Annotated in this window: 11 protein-coding genes; 3 read left to right on the top strand and 8 right to left on the bottom strand. The window is 42.9% G+C overall.

The genetic code is table 11. The annotated features are described in order from the left end of the window. Positions 1-5 precede the first annotated feature (5 nt). Positions 6-1,448, bottom strand: coding sequence for a hypothetical protein (locus tag IPM65_04860; GenBank protein ID QQS43454.1), 1,443 nt, complete (start codon positions 1,446-1,448; stop codon positions 6-8). Between the two features lie 315 nt (positions 1,449-1,763). Between IPM65_04860 and IPM65_04865 the strand changes: the two genes are divergently transcribed. Together IPM65_04865 and IPM65_04870 are read left to right on the top strand one after the other, a co-directional pair. Continuing rightward, positions 1,764-3,524, top strand: a complete 1,761-nt coding sequence (locus IPM65_04865) for a hypothetical protein (protein ID QQS43455.1) — start codon at positions 1,764-1,766, stop codon at positions 3,522-3,524. 39 nt (positions 3,525-3,563) lie between these two features. After that, entirely contained in the window at positions 3,564-4,553 is a 990-nt protein-coding gene (locus IPM65_04870) for a GDP-mannose 4,6-dehydratase (protein QQS43456.1), read from the top strand. Positions 4,554-4,556: 3 nt separating this feature from the next. Here IPM65_04870 and IPM65_04875 read toward each other — a convergent pair whose 3' ends face one another. Continuing rightward, on the bottom strand, positions 4,557-4,778 hold the full coding sequence (locus IPM65_04875) for a hypothetical protein (GenBank protein ID QQS43457.1): 222 nt from the start codon (positions 4,776-4,778) through the stop codon (positions 4,557-4,559). Between the two features lie 47 nt (positions 4,779-4,825). Here IPM65_04875 and IPM65_04880 point away from each other — a divergent pair, with 47 nt between their 5' ends. Then, positions 4,826-5,770 (top strand): class I SAM-dependent methyltransferase, encoded by a 945-nt coding sequence (locus IPM65_04880; protein ID QQS43458.1) that lies wholly within the window; start codon positions 4,826-4,828, stop codon positions 5,768-5,770. Here the strand turns inward: IPM65_04880 and IPM65_04885 are convergent. From IPM65_04885 to IPM65_04910, 6 genes are read right to left on the bottom strand one after another with little or no spacing between them, the layout of a single operon-like run. After that, positions 5,729-6,538, bottom strand: coding sequence for a glycosyltransferase family 2 protein (locus IPM65_04885; GenBank protein ID QQS43459.1), 810 nt, complete (start codon positions 6,536-6,538; stop codon positions 5,729-5,731). The two genes, IPM65_04880 and IPM65_04885, sit on opposite strands and share 42 nt — an antisense overlap. 27 nt (positions 6,539-6,565) lie before the next feature. After that, on the bottom strand, positions 6,566-7,774 hold the full coding sequence (locus tag IPM65_04890) for a glycosyltransferase family 39 protein (protein QQS43460.1): 1,209 nt from the start codon (positions 7,772-7,774) through the stop codon (positions 6,566-6,568). Then, complete coding sequence (locus IPM65_04895; GenBank protein QQS43461.1) at positions 7,761-9,245, bottom strand: glycosyltransferase family 39 protein; 1,485 nt, start codon at positions 9,243-9,245, stop codon at positions 7,761-7,763. The genes IPM65_04890 and IPM65_04895 overlap by 14 nt, the downstream gene beginning before the upstream one ends. Before the next feature lie 16 nt (positions 9,246-9,261). After that, a complete protein-coding gene (locus IPM65_04900) occupies positions 9,262-10,683 on the bottom strand; it encodes a glycosyltransferase family 39 protein (GenBank protein ID QQS43462.1) in 1,422 nt (473 codons plus the stop codon). A 1-nt stretch (position 10,684) separates the two neighbouring features. Further along, positions 10,685-11,533, bottom strand: a complete 849-nt coding sequence (locus IPM65_04905) for a glycosyltransferase family 2 protein (GenBank protein QQS43463.1) — start codon at positions 11,531-11,533, stop codon at positions 10,685-10,687. Beyond that, complete coding sequence (locus IPM65_04910) at positions 11,491-12,768, bottom strand: hypothetical protein (GenBank protein QQS43464.1); 1,278 nt, start codon at positions 12,766-12,768, stop codon at positions 11,491-11,493. Before IPM65_04910 ends, IPM65_04905 begins: the two co-directional genes overlap by 43 nt.

Raw genomic sequence — 12,768 nt, forward strand, 5'->3', positions numbered from 1 at the left:
TTAGTTTAGTTTCTTTGCATAAGTTCCTGACGGAGACCTTCGATGTCGAATACACCAAGCTCAATAAGCTGATTGATACTCGGCATCATGACTCCGCGAGCGACGCGTTGAAGAGTATTCGGCTGATTTACTATTTCACCTTTTGTCATGACATTATCTCCGAAATTTCCGTAGTCTTTGTTGTAGCGTGCAACATCTTCTACACCCCATTGATGAGGCATTCTTCCCGTGTCTTCAAACATTTCATAGTAAGTTCTGAGTGACTTTTCACAACCGTAAATCATTCCCCATTCACGCGGGTCCGTACTGACACGATTTTCTTCTTTTTGAGTCGGGTTAGCGACCTGCATCAAACGCTGTTCACCCGCTTCGGCATTCAAGCCGGCAAGAGTGAAGTCTATCATCGTTTCGATATTCATATCGACAGGCCATGGCATATTCGCAATAACATCACCTTTGACGATGCGTTCTCCGGTAAGAGGCCACATAATCGGCGCAAAATTGTGTGCGATCCTTCTTACTTCCGCAGATTTGCGTTTACTTAGGTTATGCATATTTTCTCCCTGCAGTGATTCGTTATTTCTTCCTGCACCGGTTCGTCCGATATACACTCCGTTCATCTCCCCGACAGGGAATGCAAACGGTATACCAAGGTAATCAAGTGCGGCATATTCATCAGGGTTTACGATATCCGTATCATGATATGCGACATATCCTCCCAGTTTTCCTTGGGCAGCAAGCGCAAGGTTTCCCGCAAACATAGTCAGACCTTTTGATCCTTTGAGTTTGTCGATCTGGGGAATCACTCCAATATCCATAAGTTTTTGAAGATCCACGTATTTGAGGATATTCTGTTGATTCAATACATTGGCACCTGTTTCTCTTGCGAGTTCTCCTGACTCGGCATGGATGCCTGCATCTACAGGATGCACTCTGTCCATTCCGACGCGTGATGACAAGTATCCTATCACTCCCTGAATAGATTCCGGTTCTTCAGCAAACGGAGCGATTACTTCAATAGGTGCGGTTCGGAGCGCTTCAAGTGAAGCCTGACGGATGGCCGCGGCTTCCGGGTCCTCGATTGCGACATTGTATCCTTTGCCGTCTTCTCCGACAGGAGTATTGTATACACCCGTTCTCATAATAAGTTCTGCTACTTCTTCTTCGAATCGGGAAAACTTCCCGTTGTATGACAGTCTCTCACCGTTCCCGACATTAGTATCAACAAGAGCCGTATCATCAGTCACTTCTCCCGGAAACATGAATTGCTGAATGGCAACACCATGCACACGCGGGTCATACTGTGTGGGTACGAAATTCGGGTGGCGTTCCAAAAAAGCCTCTACATCAAGAGGCTGGGGAACTTCATATTCAGGATGATATCCGTTATGGTTTCCGTTGGTTCCCGCAGTTATTTCCTGGGGAGTTATTGTTCTGATTTCTGTCATATGTTATATGAAATAACAACAAATTTCATACACTATCATACACTTTTAGTACTCATATGTCAATCGGAAATTGCTGTTTTTAAATGAGCTTAAAAATAAGCAAAGAGCTTTTGTGACAGTCTAAATTATCAATTGTAAGAAAAAAATAGCCTCAAAATAAGATATCTTATAGTATTTTTTTGTAAATTATCCTTTTCTATCAATACTTACTGCCTGCTTCTCATCCCTCCTACTTTGACAGGATAAAAAAATACACTATTCACAAATGTTATTTCATATAGTATCATACTTTCAATCTTAAGTTTTTTATATCTTATGTCAACAGCACTTCAGGAGCAGGATATTCAAATCACATCGGAATTGGCCTCTCATGACAGAGCATATTTCAACGGTCTCGATGTCCAGAGAAGGGATCATCAGCACAAGCACGTGAAAATAGGAGAGAACTTCATCCCCTCTTCTCTTATGACCGAATCCGAGCGTGCACAAGTACTTGGGGTGGTCCCGTATGAGCTATTAAAAGGACAGGATTACTATCTGCATGCGGCTCAGGGCGTGCATGTCCGTTTTCATCCGATGGATGCAGGCTTAGGGTCAAGCGTCATTCGTGATGATTATCTGCAGGAGATGTCAGATGTTGTTGACAGAAAAGCTCTTCACGGGAAAAAAGGATCAAAATCTACTGATTTGTATCTTCCCTATATGCAAGCCGATGGCAGTATAGGATATATGAGTATTGCTGAAGTGAAAATCAATCGCATTATTGCGGAAGCCGGTCGTTATGGAGGAATTTCTTTGACACCGATTGTCAATGACGACAGTCACCCAGCCATGGCTGCAGTATATGATCAGTACGAACCGTATTTTCAGGAGCACAACATCCTGAATGGCCGCTGGCTCAAGCAGGGAGATCTGCCTTCATGGGATGTGGCAGCAGGACGGTTTTCAACGGAACATGTTGCTCCCGGAGGGCACGGGCAGGCAGGTGTCATGCTGTTGCATGAAATTATGTCTGCAGAAGATCAGGGAGTACCGACTGTTCGGTCAATCTTCAACGGTGACGGACCGAATAATTTCGTCACTCCGGAAATGGTTGCGTATACCTCAGAGGAAGCCGGTATTGTCATGATTACCACAACGAGGACACCTGCTGACGTGAAAGGCGGTATTATCGGCGGAAAAGTTCATGGAGACGGATCAATGACTCCTGATATCTGCGAGCTGGCCCAGGCAAAGAAAGCCGGTCAGACAGATCTCTTTATGCAGCTGGGTCTTGCACAGGACATCCAAGGTGAAACTATTCCTTCGGATAGGACCCATGCCTCAGGTGAACAATATTTCAATACCAATACGGCACTCATGAACGAAACGGTCCTTCGGCCGTTCCTTCATGCATTGCGTGATCAAATGACTGCGGAAGCGTTTGATGCTTTACTCACTCCCGAACTTATGCTGAATACAAAGGAAAAAAACGGCAAAAAGTTTGATCAACTGGAGGGTGCGCTCGGTTCTCTTATCCTGAGACTGAATGAAGCCGTTCAGAATAATGAGTTTATCGGAGGCATTTGGCAGGAAGTATCGGGAGGAAAAGCATTCCTTAAAATTATCAACACTAATCCTCAGGATCGTGATGAGACATTCACGCCGAATAAATTCCCGGTCGATTTCTTGGTGCAAAGCAGCTCGGATCATTTCCTGTTAAACACTGATACGTGGATGCTTGAGAATCGGCGGCCGGGTCACATTCCCCGAATGGAAGGAGATCTTGTACAGAAAGGATACTATGCTGATGTTCAAAACGTACGCAGGACATTCGGACGGGCTGCTATTCGCGGATTAGATATGCTTCACATGGAAGGGGCGTTTATTTGTCCGGATGCTGTGTGGCGTGGGAATGTGAGATTGAAATCCCATCTGAATACGCCTGTTGAACTCACTGGAGCCGATTTCAAAAATTTCCTAGGACAAAACGGTGATGAACCTCTGGTTCTGGAAAATATAGATCTTGAGGTGTTCGAAAACGGAAGGGTTTTGATGCGAAATCGGCAAAAACAGGCAGGGCAAAAGCAGGATTAACTTGCTATAATAGTTTCATTATTGAATTTACAAAGTTATATGGCAAAATCAGCACTTATTACAGGAATACTTGGACAGGACGGTCCGTACTTAGCAAAATTATTGCTTGAAAAAGGGTACAAAGTATACGGTCTTATCAGACGGTACTCCAATCCTTCATTCGAGAATCTTGACTACGTCGGCGTCACCAAAGATGTCAATTTTGTCGAGGGTGATCTGACTGATGAATCATCCCTTATCAATGTCATAAAAAATATCCGTCCTGACGAGGTGTACAACCTTGCGGCTCAGTCATTTGTCGGTTCTTCATGGGAGCAGGCCAAGCTCACAACAGAAGTCAATGCAATCGGAGTTCTGTATCTGTTGAATGCTCTCAAATTTTTCTCTCCGACTGCCCGATTTTATCAGGCTTCAACGTCCGAAATGTTCGGATTATCAAATGATGACGGCTTTCAGGGAGAAGAGACCCAGTTTCATCCCCGCAGTCCGTACGGCGTATCAAAGGTATACGCTTATTGGATGACCGTGAACTTCCGTGAGTCATACAATATGTTTACCTGCAACGGTATACTCTTTAATCATGAATCTCCGATTCGGGGTATTCAATTCGTCACGAGAAAAATCACTGACGGCGTCGCTCAGATCAAGCTCGGTCTTGCTGATGAGCTCAGACTCGGAAATATGGATTCCAGCCGTGACTGGGGTTTTGCCGGAGATTATGTCGAGGCTATGCATCTCATGCTCCAGCAGGAAACACCGGATGATTATGTCGTTGCAACAGGAAATACTCACACCGTTCGTGAATTTGTCGAAGCCGCTTTCAAATCAGCAGGTATTGAGAATTGGGAGCAATATGTAAAAACTGATCCCCGTTTCCAGAGACCGGCCGAAGTACCGCATCTTCGCGGAAAAGTTGACAAAGCCAAAAACAAGCTCGGTTGGGAACCCAAAGTCTCATTTGAGGGACTGGTTGATATGATGGTGAAAGCCGATATCCAACGGTACGAGAAGAAGATCGCACAGAAATAACAATTATTCCTGAGGCGGTTTATCGGGATTTTGATGTCTTAGGACGAGCTGATCCATAAAATTCTCTCTTGCCTCTTCAGGCATTGCGGTAATGCTTGTGATGACATCAGATAGTGTGGCATTTTTGCCATAGAACCACAGAATTGCATTGAGTTGCTCCAGGGTCAAAAAGATGTCTCCGCTAACATGGACCTCTCCGATAGGCGGTTTTTTTTCCGTTTCCATCTGGATATTATACCTAATGACCTGTAAATAAGGGTAAATTTCCGATTATGAAATCGTATGAACTTGAGTATAATAGAGAAATGACCGCACCTCATAATGCCGATCGAGATCTCGGATCTCAACAACATCAGCTTGCTTCCATGCAATATGACCTCAGAATTACGAATCTTGCACGGTTTTTGTATTCGAAAATTAAAAGTACATTTGCTGTCATTCCCGATACGCATAATGTCATCCCGAGCGAAGTCGAGGGATCCCTCCACGTTGGTCGGGATGACGATAAATGTCCTACTCTTCTTGATGTCGGTGCGGGGAACGGATTATTTCTCAAATTTTTCAAGACAAAAGGATTTCAGGTCGCAGGATATGAACTTGAAAAGGAACTGGTCGCGAATATGAAAAAAGATCCTGTATTGAAAGGAGATATGATCGAACAAGGCGATATTACCAAGCTCAAAGGAAAAGAAGAGTATGATGTGGTGATCGCATCGGATGTCATCGAACACATCAAAGATGATGTTCGGGCAATCCAGGGTTTGTGGTCATTTGTCAAACCCGGCGGTATGCTTCTTATCACGGTACCGGGACATTCAGCGATTTACGGCAAACGGGATGAGATGTGGGGTCATTTTCGAAGATATGATCAGAAGGTGCTATTGGAGAGGATTGATAAAGGAATCAGTTCATTTGTCATTCCCGACTCCGATCGGGAATCCAGGAATAATTCAGGAATGGATCCCCGGGTCAAGCCCGAGGATGACAGGAATTATGAAATTGCTTTTGCCACGCAATGGAATGTCGTCGGGTTCTTTGTCTATGCTTTTTATGAAAAAGTCCTGCATAAATCGATCAATGAAAAAATGCGCTATAGCAATTCAATTCCGAGTCGATTTGTACGCTTTGTGCTTGACTCAATTCTGAAATTTGAAGAAGCAATCGGAGGTGTTCCGTTAGGACTTACTCAGGTTGTCGGAGTCAGGAAGAAGAACTAACTGCAAATATTTTGCATAAACCAGAAAATCATACCATCCTCTCAAAAAACCGGCGATCACTCCCCTTGTACCGTCCTTGAAGCCTTTGTGCCATATCATCCATCTCAGGAAAATATATGGCGGCAGGAATATCATTTTCATAAGTGCCGTAAATCTTGAAACCTGAAGGTGCTTCGCCTCCATGCTGGTATAAATGTTGAATTTATGTATGGCATCTTTCAAAGTGGGATGGGAGTAATGTTCTAATGCGTGCTGCAGATAACCGATATTCCCGGTGATTTTAAACTGTTCATGGACTTCAACAATCGGATCGTATTTTGCAGCGTCTGTTCGAAATAAGCGTACCAGTCTATCATATGCCCAGTCCCCTCCGGTCAGGAATTCCCCCATAAAATACTGTTTTCTCGGCACACCGTAGGCGGTGGGAAGGTTGTTAGGTTGTAGGCTGTTGTCAGTAGTAAGAACCGTTTCAATTTCTTGCTGGAGTTCTGGCGTGACCGCTTCATCAGCATCTATTCGCAGAATCCAGTCAGTTGTTGCATTTTTTATTGCCCAGTTGATATTTTCCTGAACCGCTACAAAATCAGATTCAGCTTTCTTGTTGCGCTCAACTACCTCCGCGCCGAGAGATTCTGCAATTTTACCGGTTTTATCCTCCCCCATCCACAAAACCTGTACCTTATCACACCAGCTCAAGCTTTTGATACAGCGTTCAATATTTTTCTCTTCATTTTTCGCCGGAATTATCGCGGTAATCGTTTGTTTCATATTATAATTTTACTATAGGGATGCATCTCAGTACCACCAATCCAGAATCCACAGATTTTTAATCAATAGGACTGTGTATATAAAAAGATATCCATACATATATGGCGGTTTGATTTGATATTTTTGCCAGGCCCTCAAGAAGAAATAGCCCAAAGGAACTGCCATACTCATGATAAAAGATCCTTTTACTGTTGAGTAGTAAGGCAAATGAATGTTGTAGGCTACATAACTTCCGAGGAGCATAATCGTATAAATCACAAGAATTCTGTCTTTTTCTTTAAATGCTTTCATAGTCAGTACAAATCCTACAAGGATATATACGAATATAGGAATAGAAAGCAATATGAGCAAGGCTCCGGCTTTTGAAAATTCCTGCACAGGGATTATGACATTGTGTGCGTCATAAAACCAGGAAAAATAGGTCCCCGAAAGAAATGAATAGTGATGGGATTGGAATAGATCCAGTGTTAGAAAACCCTGAAGTGTTGTAAAAAAATGGAAGTTACGCTCAACAATTTGTTGTTTAAAAAAGAACAACTCAGGAAGTTTGTCAGGTGTGATGAGGGGGTTCTGATATATCATGTAGTTTCGTATGTAATATCCTCCACCCAGACCGATGGTAGTAATCATGAGTACCGTAAGCGGAATCAGTTTTTTATGCCATGTTTTATTAAGCAGCAACTGATCGATGCCTATTGCCGCAATAAGGACTAAGGAGGTTGCTTTTGAGGCCAGAGATGCAGCCAGTAGGATCCCTAAGATTATTGTTTGCTTATCGGTCAGTTTTCTGTGAAGAAGATAATAGACAAGGCTTATGGTTATTAGTGCTGTCGAAAAAAACTCGTTTCCAATAGAAAGTGACATGTACAGAAGTACAGGGAAGGTTGCGACTACAAGAACGCCAAGCAAAGTAGTTTCCAGCCCTTTGAAGTAATGTTTATAGAGCATGTATGCCGCCGTCAATATACTAAAGTAAGCCAAAATACCGAGGAATTTGACTAAAACAAGATTCGGCATGAGTGATGCCAGAAGATAGTAAAGAGGCGGTTGATAGAATTCCCAGTCCTCCGCTGCTGTGGGTATTGCGTGAATCCGTTGGACATAAGTGATATATGCCATATGTCCCGTCGCATCAAAACCTCTTTCCGGAGGGTGGTAAAAAACATTATGAAGCTGCATGATAAGAAGGCCTGTAAGAATGAGCCCTCCTATCAGGACATACTTATTTATTTTCATAAACATACCCGTAGTACGCTCCTCTTTTAACTGAATATGTCGGTTTTTCCTCAGATTTGTATTGTATCGTGTCAGTGACAACGACACGATATACCGGTTTTTCCCCTGTTAATTCATCAGGATAAATCCAGCCGAATGATTCATCGGCGAAGCTTCTCTCCGGAGTCTCACCGTATACTTTGAATAAAAATCTCCAGCCACCATAGGAGTGATATCTTCGCGGATCTGTCCCATATGTCTCGAGCTCAAACGGCTTATCTCCGATATGCGGTATGATTTCCTTCACCAATTGCTTGCGGGTAAGAAGGCCGTACTGTTCCTGTTTCGAGGAATACATAAGCACCCCATTCGCGATGACAAAAACAGCCAGAATCGGTAAGTATAGTTTCGTCGGAAGCTTCGAAAGGACGATCCCGAATGCAATACTCAGCATTACGTACCAGGCCAGTAGAAAATATTCGGCAGCATATCCTGAATAAAACGTAAAAACACCGGCATACGTTAGGATTCCTGACAAAAGAACGATATGCTTACGATCTTTTTTCTGTATTGCAGTTCGGATAAAAAGCCCAAGAAGTATCAGAGATGCCAAAACCAGTATCCACGGAGGTTCGGAGATAGAACAATGAGAACTCAGACAGTGTTCGTCCTGAATAGTCGTTCCCGGTTTCATAAACCAGATTTTGCCTAACGCGTTCAGCATGCTCTGAACATGCGCATTGATTGTCGCCATCGTGGTCGCCTGTGCCCCGCTAGACTTGTCAAATAAATACTTGATAGGACCGAGCATATTGTCAAAGTTGTGGACGAAATCAAAGACAAGAAGCGGAAGAGTTATCGTATAAAAAATACCCGCCATACTTAGCCATTTTTTCAATTGAATCTTTTTCCTGTCAAAAAATAAAACGGCAGCAATAATCGGCACAAACAGCATGAGCGATAGGTGCACATGGTAAAAAGCCGCATACAGTGCCATTGTCAGCAAATACCAACGGCTGTCCTTATGTCCTTTTATCAGACTGTAAATAAGCCAGATCGTGATGATCGGAATCGGAGTGGGATTCCAGAAACGGCGGTCAAAAAAGTTCAGAAATGCTGATGCACCGTAGATTGTCATAGAAATCAATGCAGGTTTTTTCCCGAACAGATCTCTGACTGTGTAGTAAATACTCCCTGCTGTGACAAGACCGAGTATCGATGAAAACCAGGCCAGTATGACGGGATCTCCGTTTGAGAGCTTGAAAAGAAATGCATTGAGATAGGTAAATCCCGGGCCGAGATAATACTCAATGTTTGAGGCACTGACACCAATCCAGATGGGATGAAAGTCTTTTACCTGTTCCCATGCCATACTTGCCTGGTATTCTTCATCAAAGTTGAAACTGAAAAATTCGGGAACTTTCCAAAGACGAAGAAGTGCAACGGCAACGAAAAAAAGAACAACCAGTTTGTTCTGTTTTATGAATTTCACCGCGGATTGAAGGATTTTATTCATTGACATAGATTGACGCCGTATAATTTCCCGAGCGGATGACTTGTAATGCGTTCGGTCCGACAGGGTATTCCGATCGCTCGAATAGTACAACTGTATACTCTGCTTTATTCTGAGATAACTCATCAGGGTAAATCCACCCGAACATCTCATCGGCCCGGCTTGCTGCAGGAGTCTCTCCGTACATCTTGAAAAGGTATCTCCAGCCGCCGTGATAGAGATACTCCCCTTTCGTATCCAGGTAGAATGATTTGTCCTCCAGGTACGGGGAGACTTTCTGTACAAATTCTTTTTTTGCTTTCAATCCGAAGCTTTGAGGGTATTGGTAAAAAGAAGATACATTGAGATAACCATAGATTACCATTATCGGGACAAGGAAAATCCAGCGCAATCGTTCAAAAACAATCGCTATGAAAATCATCACAAACGGGATGACACCGAGTAAATAATAATCAAGTATTTTGCCAGGGAATATCAAAAACAGCAGCAAATATATTGTTGTTAGGACAAAAAGTAACACATACTCATATTTGTTCCGTTGTCGATAGACAACAAATATTGCTGTAATTGACAGAAAAACAAGGATCAATAGAGAAAATAAATTTGTTTGCGTAGTCAGCGCTTGTGAGAGGGTATTACTGAGAAGGTCAAATTGTAGTCCTCCTTCCCCGCTCCCTCCTCTGGCAAGAAGTCTCAGCGGTGTTTTCAGATTTTCAAAATTCTTATTCAGATCATAGACGATAAGCGGTGAATAGATAGTCAGGAAAGTTACGGCGGAGATAATCAGAGTACTGAGCTTGAGTTTGCTCTTGGCACTTTTTTTGTAGGCGAGTATCATGACCGGGACGATCAAAAAATACACAAACAGCGAAGCGTGAATATGTACAATGACACCAAGAAGAAATGCCACAGCAATCCACCATCGTTCATTTTTAAACGCTTTAAAAAGCGAGTAAAACATCAGTACCGATATAAGCGGTGCAAACGTGGGATTCCAGAATTTCCGGTCATAGATGTTCATAAAAGATGAAAGTCCATACAGTGTTATAGCAATAAGAGCCGGTTTCTCTCCGAAGACAGTTTTTGTCACAAAGTAGATTGCAACTGTTGTTAATACCCCAATAATTGCGGCTGCATATGCCAGAGAGATCGGATCACCGTGCGAAAAAAAAAGGAGTAATGCATGAAGATACACAAGACCGGGACCGACATAAAATCCGGTATCTGCAGCAGAAAGTCCGATCCATTTCAGGTGAAAATCTTTGACGATAGACCAACCTAAAAAAGATTGATACTCTTCATCGATCCCGAAAAAAAAGAGTTCGGGAACAAAAGATAATCGTAAGATTGCAATTCCTACAAATAAAATCAGAAATATTTTATGGGTTCTAATGAATGTGCGGATCTTTGCAATCATATTACGAAAAGAAATATGAAATGTATCCTTTATAAAGATCTTTGACTGCAAACGGCGCTTCATGAAGTACCGTCCGGGTCCGAAGAGCAAGTGTCAAAAGCGAGACCGGAAACAGGACATGCTTGGCGATATATAAACCGTAATTTCTGTAGATCATCCGCATTTTGTTCTTCATGTCAGTTCGTGTTCCTCCGCTTTTTGCTTTGTGGTGATAAGCCAGAGCTTCAGGTACGAAAGAGAGTTTCCCGTATTTTTTGGCCCGTTTTCCCAGATCTATTTCTTCAAAGATCTTCGGAAAGCGTTCATCAAATCCTTTCACTTTTTCCAGAATGTCGCTGCGGAACGACATATTGCATCCGTACGGAAAATCGATTTCCTGCTTTGTAGTGCTCCAGAATTGCTGTACAAATCGGGTTCCCAGCCAGTTCGTTGTTCCGGTCCTGACATCGGTATTTTCCGGTATTTGCTCATGATCATTGAGTACTCTTCCACAGGTGCCCACGACCTTCAGATCACTATATTCTTTCATCTGTGCCGGTATCGTATCTTTGGTGATCTCGATATCATCATCAAAAAAGAAAATGACATCCCCCGAAGACTCTTTTATTCCTCTGTTTTTTGCAACTGACGTATTTTCGACCTGGAGATTGATGAGTTTGATATGCAATTTTTGTACCTCAGCTTCATCGATGTTTGCTCCACCCTGCTGATCTACGATTGTGATTTCCGCATCAGGATGAAATTTCCTGATTGTTTTAGCCGCAGTAAGTGCCAGGTTCGGGCGGTTAAAGGTCGGTATCACAACGCTTATTTTTTCTTCGAAGTCAGGAGTTGTTTTTGCATCTGCCATATGAGTTCACTTCCTATTATGCCAATAAATAAAAGGACGATCAATCCGGATATGATAGCAAATTCCGGACCTGATGTTTTGAATAACAGTTGTGATGTTGTAATGGCCGCTATGAAAGCCAACGTACTGATAATGCCTACCTCCATATATTTTTTCAGCGCAAAAAGCGGCTGAAAAAATACGCCGCTCAACCCCCAACCGATACCCGGGATGATAAAGAGCGGAAGAAGTGATGAAGTGATTTTCACATCTTCTTCCGTGAACTTTCCTCCTTCAAAAAGGATCTTGACGGCCAAAGGTCCGAGGATGATCAGTGAAGCGACGACAAGCACTGACAGGCCGATACTCAAAAGCTTTGCTCTGTTTACTGACTGAATGGCTTTTTCATATTTTTTCTCATTCAGGTATTCCACAAGATGAGGCAGTAGAAGCACTTGTATGCCGATGGTCATGACACTGGTTGCAAGCGAGAAGATTTTCGAAACGAGATTCAGATACACCATGTATCCTTCAGGCAGATATGAAGCATAGGAGCGGATAATGATTGTATCGCTTCGTATCATGAATTGACCGACTATAAGAGGAGCTAGAGAAATGAGGATCGGGGTAATATTATGGAACTCCAATTTCGGGAAAGTTTTAAATTTCGGTACGACAAAGAGGATCTGGAAGACGATATTAAGCACAAATCCCATTACTAATGCCCAGATACCTGCCACATTGAAAAGGGTGACTATCAGAAGCAAGTTGGTGATGCTTCCGACAAGCTGTGCCAGCGGGAAACGGAAAAAGTGTTTTTGTACGTAATAATACGCACCGAAAGTGGTTGCGATAAATGCAAATGGGATACTCCAGAACAAAACCCGCATCTGTCCGGCGACGTTTGAAGTAAACTCCTCAGTACTTCCCGGATACAGCAGTTTGCTGAGCGGACCGGAAAACAAGGTGATGACTCCTGCTGTTATAACTGCGAAAATCCCGAGACTCAGCACCAGAGACGATACATATCTTTCATATGATTTTTGGTTTTTCTTCTCACCCAGAAGCGGAAGAAGCACGTTGTTCAGAGATCCGTAAATAACAGTCACAATAATCGAGGGAATTGCGACTGCGGCAAGAAAAATATCAACTTCCTGAGAAGCTCCGAAAATCCTTGTGATGACGATCTGACTCACCAGCTGAATGAACAGTGAAATGACGAAAATCAGTGTGACAACAAAGCTTTTTTTCAGCAT

This window comes from Candidatus Roizmanbacteria bacterium (assembly GCA_016700135.1).
GTDB lineage: Bacteria > Patescibacteriota > Microgenomatia > UBA1406 > GWC2-37-13 > UBA1450.